Below are 22,915 nucleotides of genomic sequence, written 5' to 3'. Positions count from 1 at the left end.
TGACCGCGTTACTGGCCCCTCGCCTCACCTGTCAGCTCACGCCTCGTCCTGTCCAGTGCCTCTGCGTAACGACGCAGCACATATTTCTCGCTCAGAAGCCCTACGACACGGCGTGAAGCGTGGTCGGCAATCACGACAAGGGCATCGGCCTCGGCCTGTTCGAAAAAGGCTGCGGCTTCCCGGCAGGTCATCTCCGGCAGCAACGTCATATCCTGATGCAGGGCCAGAGCGCCGAGCACCCTGTCATCGGGGTGATCCGGCGCATGAATCTCAGACAGAAGCACGATCCCGCGATATGTTCCCGACGCATCCACCAGCACGATCTGCGGCGTTGCACCAAGAGGGCAGCATTGCCGCGCCTGACCAAGCAGGGTGTCCGGTGTGAAGCAGGTCATCTCATGGCGCATCATCCGCCCCACGGTCAGTTCACGCAGCCAGCTGATATCGATGGCAGAGCGAATCGATTCGCCACGTTGATGAAAGCGCCATGTGGCGAACGAGTAGCCAAACAGACGCCGCACCGTCAGCAAAGACATCACACTGGCCAGCAAAACACCGCTTGCCAGAGAGAGATCAGCCGTCATTTCAAGAACAAGGCAGGTCATGGTCATCGGTACACCGATGATCGCCACTGCCGTGGCACTCATGCCAAGAATGGCGCAGGTTGTGACCGGCAAGGCCGCCGGGAAGAACGCTGTCAGTCCATGCCCGAAAATCGATCCTGACAGCACACCGAGAAAAAGCGATGCGAAGAACAAACCGCCGCGAAAGCCACTCCCGATCGAGATGGACGAGGCCACGGTCTTGAACACCAGCAATATGACGAGTGTGGAGACTGGCAACCCGTCAACCAGCATCTTGCGAACTGCTGCGTGCCCCGCAGACAGGATGGATGGCGAGTAAAGGGCGAGGCCACCCACCATCAACCCGCCCAGAGCGGGCCTGACCCAGCCCGGCAGGGACAGCTGCCTGAACAGGCCCTCGGCAAATGTCACGCCATACATGACAGCAATTCCGGCAAGACCACATGTGACGCCAAGCAGCATGACCGGCAGGCTGTCACGCATGCCCAGGGCAGTGTGCGGCAGCATGGTAACCGTCGCCGTTACCCCGCCCAGCAGGCGGACAACCCCGACAGCACTGATACTTGCGATCGCGACAGGGGCCAGATTGACGAGGGAATACGTCCCGATCACCAGTTCAAAGGCATAGAAGGCCCCTGCCATGGGAGCATCGAACGCCGCACCAATAGCGCCCCCGGCACCGCACCCCACCAGGATACGCATATCGGCGCGCCGCACCCTGAACAAGGCGCCACATCGCGAACCCAGAGCCGCAGCAATCTGCGAGAACCCGGCTTCGAGGCCGAGCGAGGCACCGCAGCCATTGGACATGAAGGTTTGAAACGCCACGATGGCACTGTCACGCACCGACATACGCCCACCGTGAAGGGCATTGGCCTCGATCGGATCAACAGGGCGATGGCGGTAGCGCCGCGCGATGATCAGCCCGAACATGCCGAGCGCAAGGCCGCCAAGGCAGGGCATGAGCACGGTGCGCCAGGGATCGAGACGGTCAAGCCCCGAGAGCCTGCCATCGTTGTGCAGGTCATAAAGCAGCCTGTGGGCGAGCAACGTTGCCCGTGTCATGAGCCAGACACTCAATCCAGCAAAAATTCCGACACACGATGATAGGGCAGTCAACCAGATTTCATTGGATCGGACGAGGGCGCGGGCATAGTAGGGCACATGCACCCTGTGGCGAATACGCCTGAAAGCCTGTCGCCGCGCAGTTCTGTGGAACCCTGAACCCAAGAGAGATCCTGACATGACTTTGAGGACCGAAGGAAAGCGCTGTCCTTATTGTCGTCTGGACTTGTCGCAGGCAACAGAAAACCCCAGACTTCCGCTCCATTCCGCCTGCAAGGCCCCTTACTGGCCGCATTGCCGTCCCCAGCGGACAGCGCATCGCCCAATGGCCCCCGTCGTCCCTCTGCTCATAAGGACTCACCCATCGTGCTTCTGAACGTTATCGAGCGCCTCCCGGCCCAGCCTGCGGGTCATCCGCCGGTCGTGTTCCTGCATGGCCTGTTCGGACGCGCACGCAACATGGGGTTCCTCCAGCGCCAGGTGGCGCGTACCCATCGCACGCTCGCGCTTGATTTACGCAATCATGGCGAGAGCCCTCACGGGCCGATGGACTACCCGACCATGGTGGATGATGTGGTGGAAACCCTGCGTGCGCAGGAAGCCCTGCCCGCCATACTGGTGGGCCATTCCATGGGCGGCAAGCTCGCCATGATCATGGCGCTGCAATACCCCGAACTCGTGGCAGGGCTCCTGATTGGCGATATGGCACCGGCACGCACCGGCTTCGGGCAAGCCGCCCTGGCGGAAGCGATGCTGCATATCCACTTTCCCGATCATCTCGACCGGCAGGAAGCCGACCAGCTTCTCGCCCGGGAAATTCCCAATAGGAGTGTGCGTGACCTGATGCTCCAGAATGTTCGCCTCGGCAGCGATCCGGGCTGGCAGATCGGCCTGAAGGACATAGCCAACTCAATGCCCAACATCGAGAACTGGCCTTACATGCCCGAAGGCTATGTCTACGAAGGGCCGACGCTTTTTCTGCGCGGTGAACATTCGCCCTATATCGGCAAGGATCACGAACCGGTCATGAGGCGGCTTTTCCCCCATTACCGTCTGGAAACGATCCCCGATGCCGGGCACTGGCTCCATGCGGACAATCCCAAGCTGTTCACCGAAAAAATGCTCGCTTTCATCGATACGATATGACCACACCCCCCCCTGAGACCAAGGTTTCAACCGCAATGATCAAACGCGCCGCCCTGCTGCTGTTATTGCACACTGGATGTATGTCTGTCGGATACGCGCAGGCAGACCCTTTGCCGGCGCTGACGCGTGAAGGTCTCCAGGCGCTCAACCTTGCCCAGGCTTCAATGGGGTTTCATTCGGTTGCCGGTCCGCACAACGAGACAGCATCGGTCGCCGACCTGTACCGGTCGACCCTGATAAAAGGAGGTTTTCCGAACGACACCATCGCAATAACAAGACAGGATGATACGGCCTTTCTGGTTCTCCGCTGGAAAGGACGAAACCCGGCACTCAAACCTCTCGTGATATCAGGTCATATGGACGTGGTGGCCGCCACCCCTTCTGACTGGCAGCACGACCCGTTCAGCCCGGTTACGGAAAACGGCTATCTTTATGGCCGTGGCGCCAGCGACATGAAGATGAGCAACGCGCTGGCGATCACATCCCTGATCCATCTCAGACAACAGGGATTCGTTCCGGCGCGTGACGTGATCCTGGCTTTTTCCGGAGATGAGGAAACAGCGATGAAAACCGGCCAGATCCTGGCCCGGATGTTCTCCAACGCCGCAGAGGTTCTCAACCTCGATGTTGGCGGCGGCGTGCTGGATGAGGAAACGAACCGTCCCCTCTTCTATACATGGTCAGGCGCTGAAAAGACCTATGCCGACATCAGGCTGAGTGTGACAGATCCGGGTGGACACTCCTCTGAACCACGTACCCGCAATGCCATCGACGTGCTGGCGGCCGCCTTGCTCAAGATACAGGCAACCCCTTTCAGGCCCGAACTCAACGCCCTGACCCGCAGCTATTTCATGAATGCCGCGCGCTTCTCCTCCCCACGTCTTGCTGCGGCCATGCGCGTTTTTGCTGCAACACCCGACAACGCCCAGGCCGTTGCGATATTACGCGCTGAACCCTCTCTGGTGGGCAGCATCGGCACGACCTGCGTGGTGACGACAATTCAGGGGGGTCATGCCCTCAATGCGCTTCCGCAGCACGCGAATGCCAACATCAATTGCCGTATCTTCCCAGGACATTCACGTGTCGATGTCATCCACGAGCTAACCGAAATGATTGCCGATCCATCTGTCCATCTGCAGGACCAGAGTACCGGCACAGTCGAAACACAGCCCTCGCCCCTTGATACGCCCTTTGCCAGCGCCGTGACCCGGGCTGCGCAAGCGGCCTATCCGGACGTGCCAGTGTTTCCAAGCATGAGTTCAGGCGCGAGCGACAGCATGTGGTTCAGAGCCTTGGGCGTACCGAGCTACGGTGCCTGCCCGATCTTCATGAAGTCATCAGACAATTTTGCTCACGGACTGAACGAGCGCGTCCCGCTTTCAGCCATTACACCGGGCCTGCATTTTCTGCTTTCACTGATACCGGCTCTCTCCGGGCGCTGATGTGCCCATACCGGGGCATGGAACAGGCCCGCAAATCGCGCCCTCATCATGGCGCGGCCCTTCCAACCAGAAACAGTCACCTCCCTCAGCCAGTCAGGGCATTACGAACCGATTTTCCTTCCTCCGAGAGACGCCACAGATACCATGCCAGCGCCGAGCGCCAGGGAGAGAAACGAGCGGCCTCCGCACGTAGCTGCGCTGGCTTGGGTGGCAAGTCGAGTCCGTGCAGCTTCTGCCATCCTGCCCGGACCGCAAAATCGTCAACTGGAAGCACGTCCTGTCGCCCCAATGTGAAGATAAGTAACATCTCGACAGTCCAGCGCCCGACTCCGCGCAACGTGGTCAAACGGGTGATCAACACGTCGTCGTCCAGCCCTGCCGCCTCTTCGGCACCCGGCACAAGGCCCTCCAGCCGGGCCTGCGCCAACCCACGCAACGCGACATATTTGGCAGCCGAGAGCCCACACCCCCTGAGTGTATCCTCAGGCAGGGAGAGAAGAAAACCAGGCTCGGGCATCTCTCCGCCCGCGAGCGCACAGACACGCCCCAGGATTGCCTCTGCTGCGCGACCATGAAGCTGCTGGCCAATGATGGCCCGTATCAGGGCCTGATAGGGTGTCTTGCCGTCGGCCCCGCGCAGACGGCAGGGCCCGATGCGGGCGATGACGTCCGCCAGAGCCGGATCCTGCCCGAGACAGGTATAAAGAGCAGGGTCTTCGAGCACCGGTTTTTCCTCTTATGTAACAGACGAGACGTTCACGCGCTTGGCAAGATCATGGGTCCAATGTCATGATAGCGCCAGATGCCAGATCGTGTCGTGCTCCAGGGAAAGATCCCTGCCCGGCCACGTGGCGGCGTGTGTTCTGATTCTTGCAGGTGTTCTTCTGAAACGCACCCGACCCGTCGATCCGGCGCCCCCTTCATCCGGTGCGGCCCACGCCCCGCGCCCGGACGGAAAACGGGCACGTAACGAGCCGTTGCTCTTTGCACCGGCGGCAAGGTCCATGCGCGCCCTGCCCCCTATGCGCGGCATGCGTGCGCCACTGAGGCAGTACGAGCCCAAAACCGGGCTTGAGCCCGATCTGAAACCAGCTGGCACGTCGCTCATCCGCCCCCAGATTCTGGAAGATCAGGGTGTTGTCACGGTCCTCATCGCTTCAGCCATTGCTCACGCGATCATCCTGGGTCTGCTTGTTTATGAGGGTGCCCGCCATGCGCGAGGCCTGCCCGAAGGAATCGAACAGCCCCAGGTCGAGATGATGTTTGCGCCACCGTCGCGCAGCGGGATGGCAGGGCCGCATGAAGACAAGCCCGGCGGCGAGGAAAAGCCATCGCAGAGTCATGATGCGCCTTCGGCCTCCAGCCCCGAGAAGGAACAGGAGCAGCAGCCGGACCAAGCCGAATCCACGCCCACCCCGGCGGTACCAACGCCGACACCGCCGGCTGCCCCCCCTGTGCCCGATGGTCCCTCAACCGAGATTCCCAAGACACAGACTGACCGACCCATAAGCCCCGGTATCGCCAAGTCGGGTACGAAAACCCAGACGCGCGCCCATAGCCATCGCTCCAGCCGACGCCCGACCACGAAACAGTCGGACAATCCGTTTGCAAACATGACGACGCTCGATTTTGGCGAGGCCCCCTCCACCCCGCGCCGTCAACGTGGACGCCGCGGCGGTTCGGGTGCGCCCATCGACATGTCGCTCGGCCCGCTTTCGACCAATGGCCAGATCAACGCGCCCTTCATGACGCGCAACTCCATACGCGGCGTGAGCGACGATTATGGCAGCGAGATCGACCGCTGGATCCGCGCGCATCTCTATTACCCAGAGGATGCCATCAAGAACGGCGAAGACGGCCCCTCCTCTGTTCATGTCGTGCTCGACCGCACGGGCCACGTGAAATCAGTGCGCCTTACAGGGCAGTCGGGCTCCTACTCGCTTGATGCCGCAACGACAGGCATGTTCCAGGGCGCGCATCTGCCACCCGTTCCGCCCGATATGAAGGGCGACCATTTCGATATTGACCTTACGATCAACTACATCCTGATCAGACGCTGAGACCCGCATGAGCCTGGACTCCGTTCGCGACGAACTCGCCCGCCTTGCCCCCGATCTGTCGATCATCGACGATGGTCGCAGCACCGCCACCGTTCTCGAAGCGACCGATGTGCACGGTGTCGACCCCGACCAGATCGCCAAGACCCTCTGTGTGGATGTGGGCGGGCGTATTGTCCTTGTCGTCATGGCTGGGACAGCGCGGCTCGATAACAAGCGCGCCCGTGAGGCTCTGGGCGGCAAGCCCCGCTTTCTGGGGCTCGAAGCCGTGATGGAAGTCACCAGTCACCCGGTGGGCGGTGTCTGCCCCTTTGGCCTGCCTGCACCTCTCCCGGTCTATTGTGATGAATCCTTACGTGCCTTCGAGGAAATCATCCCCGCCGCTGGATCGATCACGGCCTCGGTGCGCATGACGCCACAACGCCTTGTCGAACTGACAGACGGGGTTTGGGTGCATGTAAGACAGGATGCAAAGTAAGCGTTCTTTCTTGAGAAAAAGAACCGAAAAACCTCTGATTTGATTAACAGCAGCAAACAGGGGCACGGCCACTCGTCTAGGGGCACCGCCGAATAGTCAAATACCTCCGGCGGTCCAAAGACGAAAACGTTGCCCAATGCCTCCGGCCAAAACCTCGAAAAGTCTTTTTGCTTCTTGTTCTTCCAGAAAAAGAGGACCCCCGCCTCCTAGGGGGAGCGAGGGTCAGCCAGAATTACTCCGCGGCTTCGGCGTAGCTGGAGATATCCGGGCAGGAGCAGACCAGATTACGGTCGCCCCAGGCATTGTCGATACGATTGACCGGCGCGAAATACTTCACGCGGTCCAGTCCGTTGGGGAAGCAACCCTGCATGCGATCATACTCGCGGTCCCACTCACTCACCAGATCGGCGGTACTATGGGGCGCATGACGCAGGGGGCTGGCTTCCATGTCAATGCTCCCGGACTCGATCGCTCGGATCTCCTCACGGATAGCAATCATGGCGTCGCAGAAGCGGTCGAGCTCGGCCTTGCCCTCGGACTCGGTCGGCTCGATCATGAAGGTGCCTGCCACGGGAAAGCTGACCGTCGGGGCATGGAAGCCATGGTCGATCAGGCGCTTGGCGATGTCATCCACCGTAACGCCCACAGCGTCCTTCAGGGGACGAAGGTCGATAATGCATTCATGCGCCGTGCGGCCATTGGCGCCACGATAAAGCACAGGGTAGTGCGGTTCGAGGCGTGCTGCGATGTAATTGGCATTCAGGATGGCCATCTCAGTGGCCTCCCGCAGGCCGTCATCGCCCATCATGAGCACATACGCGACCGAAATCGGCAGGATCGAAGCTGAACCGAAAGGGGCAGCCGATACGGCACGAGCATCGCCGCGCTCAGGACGGCCAGGCAGATGCGGGGCAAGATGCGCCTTGACACCGATCGGCCCCATGCCCGGTCCGCCGCCGCCATGCGGGATGCAGAAAGTCTTGTGCAGGTTGAAGTGCGACACATCGGCGCCGTACAGCCCGGGGCGGGCAAGGCCAACCTGCGCGTTCATGTTCGCACCGTCCAGATAGACCTGACCGCCAGCCTCGTGCACGAGATCGCAGATCTCCATCACCGCTTCCTCATACACGCCATGCGTCGAGGGATAGGTGAGCATGAGGGCCGCAATGCGCCCTTCGTGCTGCGCGATCTTCTTACGCAGATCCTCCAGATCGACATTGCCCGCGGCATCGCAGGCGGTCACGACCACGCGCATGCCGACCATCTGGGCGGAGGCCGGGTTGGTGCCGTGCGCCGAGGCCGGGATAAGGCACACATCGCGCTCGCTCTGGCCATTGGCCTGATGATAGGCGCGAATGGCGAGCAACCCGGCATATTCACCCTGCGCACCGGAATTGGGCTGGAGCGAAACCGCGTCATACCCGCTCACGGCGCAAAGCGCGTGTTCGAGGATACCGAACAGCTCAAGATAACCTTCGGTCTGATCGGCAGGCGCGAAGGGATGAAGCGCCCCGAATTCCGGCCAGGTGATGGGGATCATCTCGGCCGTGGCGTTCAGCTTCATGGTGCAGGAGCCGAGCGGGATCATGGTGCGATCAAGCGCCAGATCCATGTCGGACAGACGACGCATATAGCGCAGCAGGTCCGTCTCGGAGCGATGCGCGTGGAACACGGCGGCCGTCATGAAGGCCCCGCTACGCGTCAGCGCTTCCGGGATCGTGGTGGCGCCATCAAGCTTGGCCTCAAGCGCGGCAAGACGTGCCTCATCGGGGCAGAAGCAGCGCCACAATGCCTTGATATGGCTCGCCTCGGTGGTTTCATCACATGCAATACCAAGACGCCCCTGACCGGCATCGCGCAGATTGATTCCGGCCTTGCGCGCGCGCTCCAGAACGAGAGCCGCGGATTCACCGGCCTCGACCGTAATGGTGTCGAAGAAAACGCTGGTCTCGACCTTGACGGCCAGTTCGCGCAGGCCTTCAGCCAGAATGGAGGCAAGGCGGTTCACACGATGCGCAATGGCGCGCAGACCCTCAGGCCCGTGATAGACGGCGTACATCGAGGCAATGACCGCCAGAAGCACCTGTGCCGTGCAGATGTTCGAGGTCGCCTTTTCGCGGCGGATATGCTGCTCGCGGGTCTGAAGCGCAAGGCGATAGGCCGAAGCCCCGCGGCTGTCGCGCGATACGCCAACCAGACGGCCCGGCATGGTGCGCTTGTAGGCGTCACGCACGGCCATGAAGCCAGCATGGGGGCCACCGAAGCCCATTGGTACGCCAAAACGCTGCATGGAGCCGATGGCGATATCAGCGCCCAGCTTGCCGGGCGCTTCAAGCATGACAAGGGCCAGCGGGTCGCAGGTAAGGGCTGCAATCGCACCCTTTTCATGAAGGGAAGCGATCACCCCGCGGAAATCACGCACCTCGCCCGAGCTGCCCGGATAGGAGAGCAGCGCACCAAAAACGGCTTCAGGATCGAGATCGGTTTTCGGGTTACCGAGCTGAATGGTCCAGCCCAAAGGCTCGGCGCGCGTCCGCAGCACCGCAAGCGTCTGGGGATGCGTGTCGGAATCGACGAAGAATACCGTACTTTTGGTCTTGGCATTGCGCTGGGCAAGCGCCATGGCTTCGGCGCAGGCCGTGGCCTCGTCCAGAAGCGAGGCATTGGCGATATCGAGCCCGGTCAGGTCACAGACCAGCGTCTGGAAGTTCAGCAGCGCTTCAAGACGGCCCTGGCTGATTTCCGGCTGATACGGCGTATAGGCCGTGTACCAGGCCGGGTTCTCCAGAATATTGCGCTGGATGACGGGAGGCAGGATCGTGCCATGATAGCCCTGCCCGATCATGGACTGCATGACCACATTGCGGCTTGCAATCTGCTTCAGCCGCGCCAGCGCCTCACTCTCGGTCAGCGCAGGGCCGACGCCAGAGGCCTTGCGGTCCAGAATGGCAGAAGGCACCGTCTGCTCGATCAGCGCATCGATGCTTGGCACACCAAGCGTCTTGAGCATGGAAACGACTTCGCCAGGGCGCGGGCCGTTATGGCGTGAGACGAACTGGTCATCTTCATGCGCGGGCCACAGCGATGTATTGGGCGACGTATTGAGCGGGGCGTTACGGGTCACGTCTCGGCAGATCCTTGTCAGGAACGCAAACGAGTCAGGACGGCACGGGCCACCCTGTGCTCGGAAGGAAAAATCAGACCGGCCATCCGGATCTGACGGTACAAGAAGAGCCGGACCGGCAAGCCAGCCCGGCGGTCAGATCAGAGCGACGCCTTGTAGGCATCCGCATCGAGCAGGGATTCGAGCTGGGCAGAGTCGCTCACACGCAGCTTGAAGATCCAGCCTTCGCCTTCCGGATCGGTACCGACCAGCGTCGGCTCGTCGGAAAGACGGGTGTTGAACCCGGCCAGAACGCCGCTCACCGGGGCATAAATATCCGAAGCGGCCTTGACGGATTCGACAACGGCGGCAGGCTCACCCTGCGGCACTTCGGTGCCTTCGTCCTTGGCTTCCACAAAAACCAGCTCGCCGAGTTCGTCGGAAGCATGAGCCGTGATGCCGACCGTGGCGATATCGCCTTCGAGACGGATCCATTCATGGGACGGGGTGTAGTAGGTGGTGCTCATTGATCGCGTTCTCTCAGTTGACGGTTTTCAGCGTTTGAAGCCGGGCGGGACGAAAGGCAGGGCGCGCACCTGAACCGGCACGAACTTGCCGCGCAGGGCGCCGTAAAGCGTGGTGCCGAGGCCGGAATGAGCCGTCTCGACATAACCCATCGCCACAGGGGCGTTGATGCTGGGGCCGAAAGCACCGGAAGTGACGACACCCACCTTCTGCGTGCCTGCCTCATCGGCGAAAAGCTCGGTGCCAGCGCGAACGGGCGCACGCCCTTCCGCTGCGAGCCCAACACGCAGGCGGGACACACCCTCACGCGCCTGCTTCATGATGATGTCAGCGCCCGGATAACCCCCTGCACGGGCCCCGCCTTCGCGGCGTGCCTTCTGCATGGCCCAGCCAAGGGCCGCTTCAACGGGTGTGGTGGTTTCATCCAGATCATTGCCGTACAGGCACAGACCGGATTCGAGACGCAGGCTGTCGCGCGCACCAAGACCGATGGGCAGAACGCGCTCATCCGCCAGAAGCGCACGGGCGATCTGCTCGGCATGCTCGGCCGGGATGCCGATCTCATAGCCATCCTCACCTGTATAGCCTGAGCGCGTCAGGGTGCAGGCAACGCCATCGATGTCGGCCTCGATCGCATCCATGAAGCGCATCTCAGCAGCTTCGGGGCAGAGATCCTGAAGCACGTTGACGGCCTCGGGGCCCTGAACCGCCAGCAGGGCGCGGTCATCAAGCTTCTCGATCTCAACGCGTTCCCCAAGGGCTGCTTCCATCAATGCGGTATCGGCAGCCTTGCAGGAGGCGTTGACCACCACGAACAGCCAGTCACCCATATTGGCGACCATCAGATCGTCACGGATACCGCCTGCGTCATTGGTGAGAAAACCATAGCGCTGGCGGTTGGCACCCAGACCTGCCAGATCGACCGGAATCAGGCTCTCTAGCGCAAGGGCGGCATCGTGCAGCGTGCCCTGTCTGGGCGTGATACGCAGCTGCCCCATATGGGAGACATCGAACAGCCCCGCGCTTTTGCGCGTATGCAGGTGCTCTGCCATGAGCCCGGCCGGGTATTGCAGGGGCATGGAATAGCCTGCGAACGGCACCATACGGGCGCCAAGTTCGATATGCAGGTCATTGAGCGGCGTGAAACAGAGCGCGTCGGACAACGGGCGGAATCCCCCAAGGCAGAAAACGAAAAAATCGTCGCCCCTTCTGTCGCCTTTGCCTGAGATCGCTATCCCGTCGGCGGACACCCCACAGGGATGCCTCTCTCCAGAAGTTCCAGCCGATCGCGGTCCTTTTGCCTGAGAGTTTCCGGGGCGGTTGCTCCTTCGGCGCCGGAAAAATTGTCCGGTCTCTCCCGTGAATCGGTGTTTACTCTTCGCAGAAATGGGGCAGAAAAGTCAATTCCGGAAACTGATCGGGTTCGTTTCATGTCTGAAAGCTTCACAGTAATCGCGGAATTCGCTGCACCGGCCGAAAACTTCGATAAATTCCTCGAAATCTGCCGTTATGACAGCGACCGCTCCCTCGCCGATGAGGAGGGCTGCCTGGCCTTCGATGTCCTCACCCAGCAGGACGCTCCCGACATTATTGTCCTGCACGAGGTCTATAAGGGGCGCGCTGCCTTCGAGGCGCATCTCAAGACACCGCATTTCGAGAAATTTGCTGCCGCCCTGCGCGAATTCGGCATTGAAGAGCGCAATGTGCGCCTCTTTACGCATCGTCACCCCTGATACTGTCCATCCGACACGTCACCATGACATTACGGTGATCTGGCTCCGCCCAGGGTCACGGGTCACAGCCTCACCGGACGTGTTTCTGACATCTGGCCACGCTCATGACCGGAACGTAACGCGGCGAGGGTTTTCCTGCCCTTTGGCCTCGCCTAGTCTGCCTGCTTCGTATCCCCGCGTGATGATGCGGGGGGCGTAAGATTCACGCGCCCGATTTGCATGACTGAGCCAGCATGACTTTGTTCTCAAGCTTTCTCCCCCGACGCCCGGCCCTGTCGCCCTCGCGGGAGGCTATTGCCCATGCTGCGCGTCGCCCCGAGGCGGAGGCCTTTGCCGGGCTGCTCACGCGGGCCACCCTGCCGGAAAACCTGACAGAGCGGGCGGAGACACAGGCTCGCACTCTCACGACGCATTGGCGCGCTCATGCCGAGACCAACGGCATCGAGACCATGATGCAGGCTTTCCCCCTCGCCTCTCCCGAAGGCAAGGCATTGCTCTGTCTCGCGGGCACCCTCCTTCGCATTCCCGACTCAGCCACGCGTGATGCGCTCATACGCGACCAGATTGGTCAGGGTGACTGGCATCATCATGGCGGTGATGAGCCTCCCCTGTTCCTGAATGCGGTAAGCTGGGCCATGTCGACCTCATCGAAGCTCCATGCCGCCCCGGGCGGTTTGCGCGGCCTTGCGATGCGAAGCGGAGCGCCTTTCATCCGCCATGGCGTCGAGAAGGCCATACGCATGATGGGCAGCCAGTTCATCCTGGCAGAAACCATCGGGCAGGCTCTGCGACGCCATCGTCCGGCTGAGCAAAAGGGTTTCAACCTGGCCTGCGCGTTGCTGCGTGGCAGGGCCCACACGGCAGAGGAAGCCGACCGTGCACGCCATGACGCATTGGCGATGGTGGAGACCCTCGGCCGGCATGGCAGGGGGCAGACCCTGTATGAACGCCCTGCCCTGTCGCTCCGGCTGTCCTCACTGCATCCCCGGTTCGAGACCACCCAGCGCGACCGCGTCATGAACGAGGTCCTTCCTGTTCTGGTGATGCTGGCCCAACGTGCCATGGCAGCCAATGTGATCCTGCAATTTGATGCCGAGACAGGAGACAAACTCGAGCTGTGCCTCGATCTGTTCGATGCACTCTGTCACGCCCCTGAAATTGCAGGCTGGAACGGTCTTGGCTTTACCGTACAGGCCTATGACAAGCGGTCCCTGCCTCTCATCGAGCATCTGGTGGCGCTCGCCGGCGAGACCCGACGACGCGTGGTGCTGCGTCTGGTCAAGGGCAGTTATCGTGATGAGGAAATCCGGCACAGTCAGGCCAGGGCAAACGCCGACTACACTGTCTTCACCCGCAAGTGCCATAGTGACGTCAGCTATATCGCCTGCGCCCGTCGCGCCCTGGAAGAAGAGGCTGCGCTCTACCCGCAATTCGCAACCCATAATGCCCGCAGTATAGCGACCATTCTCGCCCTCGCGCCCGAATGGCAGCCGGGGCTTTATGAATTCGGCTGCCTGCATGGCATGGGTGAAACGCTCTATACCCCGCTGGTCTCGACACGTCCGCGCAGCGCTGCCTGTCGTATCCTGTCACCTGTCGGAGCCGATTCACATCTTGGCCCTTATCTGGTGCATCGCCTGCTCGAAAATGGCGCGCCTACCTCCTTCATCAATCAGGTCGCCAACCGGGCCGTCTCTGTTGATGCACTCATTGCCGATCCCGTGACGCTGGCACGCGCACCGCTGCCCCACGGCTCACCGGACCCATCGCTCAGCCTACCTGCCGATCTTTACGGGGCAGAACGACAGGGGGCCACCGCGCCGGATCTCGACAACCCGCTCGATCTGGAAAACCTGATCGCAGGATTTACCGCGACACCCCGTGTTTTCAGGGCCATGCCCATCGGTCCGGCCATGCCAAGGCCCGAAGGGCGCGCGCGCTCGATCACCAACCCGGCGGCGCATGACGATCATGTTGGAGTCGTCATCTATGCCAGACCGCGCGATATCGATGCTGCCCTCAATACCGCCGAGGGGGAGCAGATATGGCGTCGCACCACCGCACAGGAGCGCGCGGACTGTCTCGATCGGGTCGCCGTGGCCATCGAGCAGGATCGCGCGACGCTGTTCGGGCTTCTGATTCGCGAGGCAGGAAAGACACTCGCCAATGCCACGCAGGAACTCTGCGAGGCCATTAATTTCCTGCGCTACTATGCGGCGCAACTGCGCCAGCTGGATGAAACAGGGCGGCACGGCGCGCCGCTTGGCACGATACTGTGCATCAGCCCATGGAATTTCCCTGTTGCCAGTTTTACCGGTCAGGTTGCCGTAGCCCTGGCTGCGGGCAATGCCGTGATTGCCAAGCCTGCGGAAGAAACACCGCTTGTCGCAGCCCAGCTGCTCTCGCTTTTTATGGAAGCGGGCCTCCCGCCAGCGGCCCTCCAACTTTTGCCAGGCGAGGGCAATGTCGGCGCTTCGCTGGTGGCCGACCCCCGTATCGACGGCGTCATGTTCACTGGCTCGACCGCTGTGGCCAAGACCATCAGTCGCGAGTTGCTGGGCCGCACCGGGCGAACCGGCCAGCCTGTGCCCCTTCTGTCCGATACCAGCGGGCAGAATGCGATGCTCGTCGATAGCAGCGTACCGCTCGATCAGGTTATTCCCGACATCCTGACCTCCGCCTTTGACAGTGCCGGTCAGCGCAGCGCCTCTCTGCGGGTCCTTCTGGTGCAGGAAGACGGCGCAGATGAATTCATCGAACGTCTGCGTGGTGCCATTATCGAACGTCACCTCGGCGCACCGGACAGGCTGTGCTGCGATATCGGCCCCCTGATTTCGGCCGGGGCGCGTGTTCGGGTGGAAGCCCATGTCGATAGGATGCGCCGCGCCGGTTATCCCGTCTGGCAGCCCGACATGCGTGTCGAGACATTGCAGGGCCATTTCGTCCCTCCCACACTTATCGAGATCGGCCGCGTTGCCGATATCGGGCAGGAGGTATTCGGCCCGGTTCTGCATATCAGGCGCTATGCGCGTCACGAGCTCGACGGCGTCGTCGATGCGCTCAATGCCACAGGCTATGCCCTGACCTTTGGCGTGCAGAGCCGTATCCAGGAGAGTGTCAACCGTGCCTGTGCCCGCAGTCGCGCTGGTAATATCTATGTCAATCGCGGCATCATCGGCGCACGAATCGGGACGGAACCTTTCGGCGGGCGCGGACTTTCCGGCTCGGGCCCCAAGCTGGGTGGTCCCCTGCTCCTTCCACGCCTGATGCATGGTGCACCCTGCCCGCTCGAAGCGCCGCCCGAGGCGCCTGTCCCAGCCACGGCGCGCGCCTTTCTTGCCTTTCTCGAGCCCCGGGACCCGCCTTCGGCCCGCCGGGTAAGAGCCGTCATCGCCCACAGATTATGCGGCCTTACCCTCGACATGCCTGGCCCGAATGGGGAAACCAGCCGCTATATGCTGCGCCCCAAGGGCGTCATACTCTGTGCCTGCGAGAGCTGGCCTGCCCTGCTGCACGCCGTGGGGCTTGCGCTTGGCGCAGGGAATCAGGTGCTGGTTCTGGCTCCCGACAACGCAGTAGAGTGGCTGAGGCAGGTCTCTCGCCAGCTGGCCAATGTCATTACGCGCGTCGATCCTGGTGCGCTGCCGGAATGTGATGCCATGCTCATCCAGCGTGGTGCAGAGAGTGCCGAACAGGCCGCCCTGACCGTTACGGCACGCGAGGGCATGGTGGTCCCGGTCTATGATCTGGATACAGTCCGCCCTGAGTGGCTGCTGAGTGAAACCGTGATCACAACCAACGAGGCCGCCTGCGGTGGTGACATCACCCTACTGACACAGCAGGATCCGTGATCGGGTGTAACCTGGGACTTATCGAAATCCCGGCGCGTCTGCTGGCCCTGCTGCCTGCGTTGCGCGCCCGATATGCCTGACAGGCGAGGCGCTACGAAGTTTCAACGACACAGGATTTCGCGAGGAAGGATCATATCGAACCCGGAATATGGGTTGTCAGCCGCGCGCGTTTGCACTTTGGTGATGAACACACATGATCGATCTGCATCTCGTGGAGTATCACGCTTGACCATTCGCCTTTTTCGCGCGGGCACATTTCTGGCTGCCCTCGTTCTCAGCACCCATGCCGTGCCTGCTTTCGCGGCCCCGGCCAGTGCCTCCGCACAGGGCCAACCGCAGCCGGAAGCCACACCGCTGCCTTCGCCCCTGCCGCAACCCAAGGATGTTGCCTTTCCCGGCACGCTCAAGCTGAGCGTGAATGCCACGGATCTGGATCATCATGTCATGACCATGCATGAGACCGTGCCCGTGCCGCAAAGCGCCCGCGAAGCCGGTGAACTGGTGCTGCTCTATCCGAAATGGGTACCGGGCGGTCATGCGCCGGAAGGCACGATCATGCAGCTCGGTGGTCTGGTTGCAACCGCCGGTGGCAAGACCATTCCCTGGCTGCGCGATCCGGTGGACGTGTTTGCCTTCCACGTGCCCGTCACCAAGGACCAGACGCAACTCGACCTCGACTTCAAGCTTCTTTCGCCGGTGACGGCTGATGAAGGGCGCGTGGTCATGACGCCCCATATCGTTAATGTGCAGTGGAACGAGGTCTCGCTTTATCCGGCGGGCTACTACTCGCGTAACATCCCTGTTCAGGCCAGCGTGACCCTGCCGCATGGCTGGCAGGCTGCAACGGCCCTGCGCACCAACGGCAATGCAACCGGCGACACCCTCAATTATGGCGTGGTGCCGTATAATACGCTGGTCGATTCACCGATCTTCGCAGGAGCCTATTTCCGCAAGGTCGCGCTCAACGCACCGGGTGGCGTGCCCGTCACACTGAACATGGTGGCCGACAAGCCGGGCGATCTGGCCTATGACGATGCCGAATTGCAGATCCATCGCAATCTGGTCACGCAGGCCATTCTGACTTTCGGCTCGCAGCACTACGCCCATTACGACTTCCTGATGGCGCTGACGGACGAACTCGGCGGGATCGGGCTCGAGCATCACCAGTCGAGCGAAGACAGCGTGAGCGAGGATTACTTCACGGACTGGAAGCACTCCTTCCCGCAGCGCGACCTGCTGGCCCACGAATATACCCATTCATGGAACGGTAAGTATCGCCGCCCGGCCGATCTGTACGGCCCCACCTTCAACTCGCCCCAGCGCGGCTCGCTGCTGTGGGTGTATGAGGGTCAGACCCAGTTCTGGGGCAATGTCCTCGCGGCCCGTTCCGGACTGGTGTCGAAGGATCAGGGCTTTGAAGCGCTCGCCCTGATGGCAGCCAGCTACGACGCCCAGGCCGGACGGGCATGGCGCCCGGTTGCCGATACCACCAATGACCCGATCATTGCCCAGCGTGCCCCCCAGTCCTGGCGCGACTACCAGCGCTCGGAAGATTACTATGTCGAAGGTCAGCTCGTCTGGCTTGATGCCGACATGATGATCCGCAAGCTTTCCCATGACACGAAATCGCTCGACGATTTCGCCAAGGCGTTCTTTGGCACCAATAACGGCAGCATCATCGTCAGCACCTACACCTTCGATGATGTGGTCCTGACCCTGAACAAGGTCGTGCCCTATGACTGGGCGAAGTTCCTGCACGAGCGCATCAGCACCGTGCAAAAGCGCGCGCCTTTGGGTGGGCTCGAAGCCGGTGGCTACAAACTGGTCTTTACCGACAAGGAAAACGCGTTCGAGGCACAAGCTGGCAAGAACCGCCATCGCCTCAGCCTGCGTTTCTCGCTGGGTGTGATCATCAGCGCCAAGAACGGCAAGCTCGGCACGGTCGCCTGGGACAGCCCGGCCTACAAGGCTGGTCTGGCCATTCATGACGAGATCGTTGCCGTCAATGGCGATACGTTCTCACCAGAAGGCCTGATCGATGCCATCAAGGCGGCGAAAACCGACAAGGCGCCCATCACGCTTCTGGTCAAGTCGGGCGAACATTACCGCACCGTGGCCATTCCCTATCATGACGGCCTGCGCTACCCGCATCTGGAACGTCTGGACAACACCCCTGACCGCCTGACGACGCTCTATTCGCCGCGTCACTGAGCCGGCATCGCAAACGAGGATATTCAGGGGGGCGTTACAGCCCCCTGTTTTTTTTACACCTATTACGCGCTGGCGTCTGACGGGACAGATTGCTCCGCAACGCGCCTCTACGGCGAGGCTTCAGGCCGAAGCGATAAAATTGAATTCCAGCCTCTGCCCCGGCACGTCGAAGCTCGGTTTCAGGCGCAGGGTCATGGCGGGCCGGGCCGGACCAAGCGCCTCGGCAATGATCCGCTGGCAGGCCGTAAACACCACGCTATCGGGTATCATATACGCCAGATGCGTGATGTCCTCAGGCACAAGCCCATGTGTCGCCAGAATATCGCGTATGCGGGCAAGGGCATTCTGACATTCCTCAATCAGGCTCTCGGGCGGTTTGCCGTCCGGGCCCAGCCCTGTCACACCGTAATAGGTCACGCTGTCCTGCAGGACGGGACGAGGAGAGAGGGAAGAATGGTCGTGCATGACGGCACTCATAACCCACAATCACGGGACTGCACATCGCCTTTCAACATTCCCAGAGACGGGCAGATCCACGCATCCTGTGCGAGCCTTGCAGGGATAGGTGTTGTGCTCACCGGACAATCGGGATGCGGCAAATCCAGCCTCCTGCTCCGCCTGATCGACTCAGGCTTCGATCTGGTGGGAGATGATCGTCTGGTCATCCACGATCTTCACGCCTCTGCGCCCCCTGCCCTTGCCGGGATGATCGAGATTCGTGGGCTGGGTCTGGTTCGGATGCCCTATCGCGCTACGGCAAGGCTTGGCCTGCATGTTCATCTCTCGATCCCGTCCAGACCCGTACGCCTGCCAGAGAAAACTGTCGAACCCGATACAGGACTATGGCAGATGACTCTGAACGGCTTTCAGGCGGACGCGGTGGCGATCATTCGCACGGCGCTGCGCTGCCGCCTGGGTGATTTCACACTTCTTTGCGGCCTCAATGGGGGAAACGCCTCCTGTCTCCCTCTCCCCAGCGCCCTCGAAGAAGGTTAAGGTTCTCATGGTCTTTTTTCCGCCCGGCAACTGGAGTGGCGATTTGTGAGTTCAGCGCGGCGCATCCTGCTGGTGACCGGCCTTTCAGGCGCGGGGAAATCCTCGATCCTGCGTATCCTTGAAGATATCGGCTACGAGGTCACGGATAACCCGCCCCTGACCTTGCTCGACGCCCTGGCTGCCCGAACGGTGGAGCCTCTGGCCATCGGCATCGATGTGCGGACCAGAGGCTTCGAGGCCAGAGCCGTCATCATGGCACTGGCCCAGCTGCGTACCCAGCGCGACCTGCATGTGGAGCTTTTATACGCGACGGCCGAGACTGACGTGCTGCTCCGGCGTTACACGGCAACGCGCCGTCGTCACCCGCTGGACAACAGTTCGGAAATCGCACCGGGCCTTGTGGCAAGCATCGAGCAGGAAATTGCCTTGCTGGCGCCCCTGCGTGACGAAGCCGATCTGGTGATCGATACATCCGACCTGCCCCCCCATGATCTGCGTCGCCTGATCGAGTCGCGTTTTGGCCATCAGAATGATGGCGACTCGATGACAGTCACCCTGCTTTCCTTCGCTTATCCGGCCGGTCTTCCCCGCGAGGCCGATCTCGTATTCGATGCCCGGTTCCTGCGTAACCCGCATTACGACCCTGATCTGAAGACCTGCACAGGGCTTGAACCCGCAGTACGCGAATACGTGCAACAGGACCCCGATTACCTAAGTTTCTTCTCACGTATCATGGGACTGCTCGAACTTGTTCTCCCTCGTTTCGTCGCGGAGGGAAAAAAACACGCGACGGTGGCCATTGGTTGCTCGGGCGGTCAGCATCGCTCGGTAACACTTGTTGAAGAGATTGCCGCCGCGTTAAGCCACGCCGAAGAGATTAAACTCTTGTCAGATGTGCCAATCGTCGTCATGCATCGGGAACTGGCACGTCAGGGACGCAGCTCATGGCGATGGGTCCGCGTCCCTCAGCAACTTGCCATACCGGATGAACAGATACGGACAAAGCCGTCTTGATTACCGTGATGGATGACCAATATCTTTCGGGGTCGCTACGAAAATGGCGTCATGCACCCCTTGAAGGAATGCCCCGATGATCGGGATCGTTCTTGTTACCCACGGTTCCCTGGCCCAGTCCCTCCTTGAAATTGTGACCCATGTGGTCGGTCCCCAGCCACAGATAGAAGTCATGGGTGTCAGCCCCGACGACGATGTCGTTGCCGCGAGAGCCCGTCTTGGTGCAGCCATCGCCTCGGTCGAAACAGGCGACGGCGTTCTCCTTCTGACTGACATGTTTGGCAGTACCCCTTCCAATCTTGCCCTTTCGCTGCGTCAGGAAGGCCGTGTCGAGGTGCTGGCCGGTGTCAACGTGCCGATGCTGGTCAAACTTGCGAAGACGCGCTGCACACGCAGCCTTGCCGAATGTGCCGAGCTGGCTACTCTGGCAGGGCGCAAATACATCGCCGCCGCCTATGAGCTGCCGCCTTCCTGTTTGCAGGGTGGCAAGAGCTGTGAAATGGTTGTGACGACGACCATGAGCTATGTTCCCCCCCTCACCCCGCTGATCACACCGCTGCGCCAGGTTGCCCGTTGATGTCGGGCACGGTTTCGGGCCCGACCCTTGAGCGCGATGTCACGATCGTCAATCGCCTGGGCCTGCACGCCCGGGCCGCAGCGAAATTCGTCACAGCGGCCGAAGGCTTCACGGCTGATGTTGAGGTCAGCCGTCATGGCCAGACCGTGTCTGCCCTGTCCATCATGGGGCTGATGATGCTTGGCGCGGGCCGGGGTGAGACCATATTGCTCTCCGCCAAGGGGCCCCAGGCCAGCGCAGCGCTCGATGCCCTGATCGCCCTCGTTTCTGACGGCTTTGGTGAACGTGATTAAGCGACTGCGCCGCCCATCGAGCGAAGTTGTCCAGCCTGATACTGACCTCCCCATGCAAATCCTGCAGGGTGTCGGGATTTCGGCAGGTGTCGTTATCGCGCGCGCGAGCCTGACCTATGAGCGCCCCCTGCCTGTCATTGAAGCGCTCCCGTCCCTGCTGGGGAGTGACGCAGAGCGGGCACGGCTGGATGAGGCCATAGCTCTCACGCTCAAGCAGCTGCGCAAGCTGCGCACCAAACTCAATGCCCTGCCGGAAGAAGGGCGTATTGAAATCGATGCGCTGCTTTCGGTGTATGAGCGTATGCTCAACCATTCACGTCTCGTTCGGGCGGCACATCGCCGTATCGGGGAAGACGGGCTGACCGCCGAAGCGGCTGTGCAGATTGAAAGCGACGCACTGGCGGCCATGGCCGGGCCGCAGCCCGACATGCCTGAAGAGGAAATCGAAGGCGCAAGGCGTCGTGAGGGCGAGTTTCGTGAGGTGGCCAGACGGCTCCTGCGCAATCTGACCGGCGTTTCCTTCAGGGCATTCTCCGATGTCCAGGGCGGCTCCATTCTCGTTGCCGAGCAGATCAGACCGGCCGATGCCGCCGTCATTGACCCGAACCGTATTGCGGCTGTGCTTTCGGAAGGCGGCGGGGTGACCGACCATACCGCCATCATGCTGCGTGCGCTCAATGTGCCTGCCATTCTTGCCATCCCCAATCTGACCGATCGCATCAATGACGGTGATCTGCTGATTGTGGACGGGTCGAGCGGCAGGATCATCCTGCACCCGGACTCGACCACGCTGGCTGAGGCACGCTCGGCAATGGCCGAGGAGGCCAGGGAACGAAAGGGAATTGGCAGATTACGACGCCTGCCCAGCCGTTTGGTGAGCGGCGAGGATGTCGAGTTGCTGGCCAATGTCGAGATCCCGAATGAACTCCCCCTGCTGCATCGCAACGGCGCAGCAGGCATTGGCCTGCTGCGAACCGAATTCCTGTTCGATGAAACTGCGCCCCTGCCTGATGAGGATGGGCAGTACGAGGTGTATTCCGGCATCGTGGGCGACATGCCCAACATGACCACCACCATCCGGGTGCTGGACTGGGGTGGTGAAAAAGGGCTGTCGCGGCTGCGCCAGCTTGGGATTCAGGGCGAGGAGGAAGAGGAAAACCCGGCGCTTGGCGTGCGTGGCCTGCGTCTGCTGCTTCGTCACCCGGAAATTCTTGAAACGCAACTCTGCGCCATTTTGCGCGCCAGCCTGCACGGCCAGCTACGTATTCTTCTGCCCATGGTCAGCTCGGTGAACGAGGTTATCGCCACACGACAGATCTATGAGCGCTGCGCCAAAAGGCTGCGTCGTCGCGGTGTGAAACTCCCTGCCGATTTGCCACCGCTTGGCGTGATGATCGAGACGCCCGCTGCCGCCCTGACGGCGGGCGCCCTGGTGCGACAGGCGGAGTTTCTGGCGCTCGGCACCAACGATCTGACGATGTACACGCTCGCCGTCGATCGGTCTGCCGCCATGGGTTCCGAGCTTTACACGACCCTTCACCCTGCCCTGCTCCGATTGCTTCGCCTCACGATTGACGAGGCACTCCGCGCGCACCGCCCCGTCTGTGTCTGTGGCGAGATGGCGTCGGACCCGCGTGCTGTCGCCCTGCTGATCGGTATGGGGCTGCGCTCGTTCTCAATGTCAGCAGCGCTTCTCCCACCGGTCAAGCGCATGATCCGTTCGCTCAGCCTTGATTCCTGCGATGCTCTCTACCGTCAGGCCATGCTTGTGGAAGATCCCACCGAACTGCATCGCATCATTCGCGACTTCGCGGTCTGACCGTCAGCACCCTGCACGTGT

At 61.4% G+C, this 22,915-nt stretch carries 18 protein-coding genes and 1 riboswitch; of the genes, 12 read left to right on the top strand and 6 right to left on the bottom strand.

Translation table 11 applies throughout. The features are described 5' to 3' along the window. Positions 1 to 8: 8 nt before the first annotated feature. The gene (locus tag ACWNRM_RS08950) at positions 9 to 1,649 is read right to left on the bottom strand and encodes a chloride channel protein (RefSeq protein ID WP_485170367.1); all 1,641 of its coding nucleotides are present in this window, start codon (positions 1,647 to 1,649) and stop codon (positions 9 to 11) included. Between the two features lie 366 nt (positions 1,650 to 2,015). On the opposite strand from ACWNRM_RS08950, the gene ACWNRM_RS08945 reads away from it, so the two are divergent. Beyond that, on the top strand, positions 2,016 to 2,795 hold the full coding sequence (locus ACWNRM_RS08945; protein WP_485170368.1) for an alpha/beta fold hydrolase: 780 nt from the start codon (positions 2,016 to 2,018) through the stop codon (positions 2,793 to 2,795). After that, positions 2,792 to 4,237, top strand: coding sequence for a M20/M25/M40 family metallo-hydrolase (locus tag ACWNRM_RS08940; protein WP_485170369.1), 1,446 nt, complete (start codon positions 2,792 to 2,794; stop codon positions 4,235 to 4,237). The genes ACWNRM_RS08945 and ACWNRM_RS08940 overlap by 4 nt, the downstream gene beginning before the upstream one ends. 85 nt (positions 4,238 to 4,322) lie before the next feature. On the opposite strand, the gene ACWNRM_RS08935 is transcribed toward ACWNRM_RS08940, so the two are convergent. After that, complete coding sequence (locus ACWNRM_RS08935) at positions 4,323 to 4,961, bottom strand: DNA-3-methyladenine glycosylase family protein (protein ID WP_485170370.1); 639 nt, start codon at positions 4,959 to 4,961, stop codon at positions 4,323 to 4,325. A 280-nt stretch (positions 4,962 to 5,241) separates the two neighbouring features. On the opposite strand from ACWNRM_RS08935, the gene ACWNRM_RS08930 reads away from it, so the two are divergent. Next, positions 5,242 to 6,297 carry an energy transducer TonB gene (locus tag ACWNRM_RS08930; RefSeq protein WP_485170371.1) on the top strand — a complete coding sequence of 352 codons (1,056 nt, stop codon included), beginning with the start codon at positions 5,242 to 5,244 and terminating at the stop codon, positions 6,295 to 6,297. Between the two features lie 7 nt (positions 6,298 to 6,304). Continuing rightward, the gene (locus tag ACWNRM_RS08925; RefSeq protein ID WP_485170372.1) at positions 6,305 to 6,772 is read left to right on the top strand and encodes a YbaK/EbsC family protein; all 468 of its coding nucleotides are present in this window, start codon (positions 6,305 to 6,307) and stop codon (positions 6,770 to 6,772) included. 232 nt (positions 6,773 to 7,004) lie between these two features. Here the strand turns inward: ACWNRM_RS08925 and gcvP are convergent, their stop codons facing one another. The 3 genes from gcvP to gcvT all read right to left on the bottom strand — a co-directional run bounded on the left by gcvP (position 7,005) and on the right by gcvT (position 11,563). Next, positions 7,005 to 9,896, bottom strand: coding sequence for an aminomethyl-transferring glycine dehydrogenase (gene gcvP, locus ACWNRM_RS08920; RefSeq protein ID WP_485170373.1), 2,892 nt, complete (start codon positions 9,894 to 9,896; stop codon positions 7,005 to 7,007). A 140-nt stretch (positions 9,897 to 10,036) separates the two neighbouring features. After that, on the bottom strand, positions 10,037 to 10,402 hold the full coding sequence (gcvH, locus tag ACWNRM_RS08915; protein WP_035443956.1) for a glycine cleavage system protein GcvH: 366 nt from the start codon (positions 10,400 to 10,402) through the stop codon (positions 10,037 to 10,039). A 27-nt stretch (positions 10,403 to 10,429) separates the two neighbouring features. Continuing rightward, the gene (gene gcvT, locus ACWNRM_RS08910) at positions 10,430 to 11,563 is read right to left on the bottom strand and encodes a glycine cleavage system aminomethyltransferase GcvT (RefSeq protein WP_485170374.1); all 1,134 of its coding nucleotides are present in this window, start codon (positions 11,561 to 11,563) and stop codon (positions 10,430 to 10,432) included. A 116-nt stretch (positions 11,564 to 11,679) separates the two neighbouring features. After that, positions 11,680 to 11,770, bottom strand: a riboswitch (glycine riboswitch). A 60-nt stretch (positions 11,771 to 11,830) separates the two neighbouring features. On the opposite strand from gcvT, the gene ACWNRM_RS08905 reads away from it, so the two are divergent. From ACWNRM_RS08905 to ACWNRM_RS08895, 3 genes are all read left to right on the top strand, one after another. Then, positions 11,831 to 12,133: a putative quinol monooxygenase gene (locus ACWNRM_RS08905; protein ID WP_485170375.1), complete on the top strand. Its 303-nt coding sequence runs from the start codon at positions 11,831 to 11,833 to the stop codon at positions 12,131 to 12,133. Positions 12,134 to 12,366: 233 nt separating this feature from the next. Then, positions 12,367 to 15,984: a bifunctional proline dehydrogenase/L-glutamate gamma-semialdehyde dehydrogenase PutA gene (gene putA, locus ACWNRM_RS08900; RefSeq protein WP_485170376.1), complete on the top strand. Its 3,618-nt coding sequence runs from the start codon at positions 12,367 to 12,369 to the stop codon at positions 15,982 to 15,984. Between the two features lie 225 nt (positions 15,985 to 16,209). Then, entirely contained in the window at positions 16,210 to 18,195 is a 1,986-nt protein-coding gene (locus ACWNRM_RS08895) for a M61 family metallopeptidase (protein ID WP_485170377.1), read from the top strand. 120 nt (positions 18,196 to 18,315) lie between these two features. Here the strand turns inward: ACWNRM_RS08895 and ACWNRM_RS08890 are convergent, their stop codons facing one another. Then, complete coding sequence (locus ACWNRM_RS08890; protein WP_062163962.1) at positions 18,316 to 18,660, bottom strand: RidA family protein; 345 nt, start codon at positions 18,658 to 18,660, stop codon at positions 18,316 to 18,318. On the opposite strand from ACWNRM_RS08890, the gene ACWNRM_RS08885 reads away from it, so the two are divergent. From ACWNRM_RS08885 to ptsP, 5 genes are all read left to right on the top strand, one after another. Next, positions 18,649 to 19,191 carry an HPr kinase/phosphorylase gene (locus ACWNRM_RS08885; protein ID WP_485170378.1) on the top strand — a complete coding sequence of 181 codons (543 nt, stop codon included), beginning with the start codon at positions 18,649 to 18,651 and terminating at the stop codon, positions 19,189 to 19,191. The genes ACWNRM_RS08890 and ACWNRM_RS08885 overlap by 12 nt on opposite strands. A gap of 45 nt (positions 19,192 to 19,236) precedes the next feature. Continuing rightward, on the top strand, positions 19,237 to 20,205 hold the full coding sequence (gene rapZ, locus ACWNRM_RS08880) for an RNase adapter RapZ (protein WP_485170379.1): 969 nt from the start codon (positions 19,237 to 19,239) through the stop codon (positions 20,203 to 20,205). A 76-nt stretch (positions 20,206 to 20,281) separates the two neighbouring features. Further along, positions 20,282 to 20,782, top strand: coding sequence for a PTS sugar transporter subunit IIA (locus ACWNRM_RS08875; RefSeq protein ID WP_485170380.1), 501 nt, complete (start codon positions 20,282 to 20,284; stop codon positions 20,780 to 20,782). Next, positions 20,782 to 21,075 (top strand): HPr family phosphocarrier protein, encoded by a 294-nt coding sequence (locus ACWNRM_RS08870; protein WP_485170381.1) that lies wholly within the window; start codon positions 20,782 to 20,784, stop codon positions 21,073 to 21,075. Before ACWNRM_RS08875 ends, ACWNRM_RS08870 begins: the two co-directional genes overlap by 1 nt. A gap of 52 nt (positions 21,076 to 21,127) precedes the next feature. Next, on the top strand, positions 21,128 to 22,894 hold the full coding sequence (ptsP, locus tag ACWNRM_RS08865; protein WP_485170382.1) for a phosphoenolpyruvate--protein phosphotransferase: 1,767 nt from the start codon (positions 21,128 to 21,130) through the stop codon (positions 22,892 to 22,894). Positions 22,895 to 22,915 lie beyond the last annotated feature (21 nt).

The organism is Asaia sp. A2, assembly GCF_057319415.1.
Note: the sequence above shows the minus strand (reverse complement) of the source record. Positions and strands in the feature narration are given on the sequence as shown.

Excerpts from the sequence above, each read along its gene's own strand:
- ACWNRM_RS08950 (WP_485170367.1), bottom strand. The coding sequence starts at position 1,649 with ATGACACGGGCAACGTTGCTCGCCCACAGGCTGCTTTATGACCTGCAC.
- ACWNRM_RS08940 (WP_485170369.1), top strand. The coding sequence starts at position 2,792 with ATGACCACACCCCCCCCTGAGACCAAGGTTTCAACCGCAATGATCAAA.
- ACWNRM_RS08930 (WP_485170371.1), top strand. The coding sequence starts at position 5,242 with ATGCGCGCCCTGCCCCCTATGCGCGGCATGCGTGCGCCACTGAGGCAG.
- ACWNRM_RS08925 (WP_485170372.1), top strand. The coding sequence starts at position 6,305 with ATGAGCCTGGACTCCGTTCGCGACGAACTCGCCCGCCTTGCCCCCGAT.
- gcvH (WP_035443956.1), bottom strand. The coding sequence starts at position 10,402 with ATGAGCACCACCTACTACACCCCGTCCCATGAATGGATCCGTCTCGAA.
- ACWNRM_RS08905 (WP_485170375.1), top strand. The coding sequence starts at position 11,831 with ATGTCTGAAAGCTTCACAGTAATCGCGGAATTCGCTGCACCGGCCGAA.
- putA (WP_485170376.1), top strand. The coding sequence starts at position 12,367 with ATGACTTTGTTCTCAAGCTTTCTCCCCCGACGCCCGGCCCTGTCGCCC.
- ACWNRM_RS08885 (WP_485170378.1), top strand. The coding sequence starts at position 18,649 with ATGGTCGTGCATGACGGCACTCATAACCCACAATCACGGGACTGCACA.
- ACWNRM_RS08890 (WP_062163962.1), bottom strand. The coding sequence starts at position 18,660 with ATGCACGACCATTCTTCCCTCTCTCCTCGTCCCGTCCTGCAGGACAGC.
- ACWNRM_RS08875 (WP_485170380.1), top strand. The coding sequence starts at position 20,282 with ATGATCGGGATCGTTCTTGTTACCCACGGTTCCCTGGCCCAGTCCCTC.
- ACWNRM_RS08870 (WP_485170381.1), top strand. The coding sequence starts at position 20,782 with ATGTCGGGCACGGTTTCGGGCCCGACCCTTGAGCGCGATGTCACGATC.
- ptsP (WP_485170382.1), top strand. The coding sequence starts at position 21,128 with ATGCAAATCCTGCAGGGTGTCGGGATTTCGGCAGGTGTCGTTATCGCG.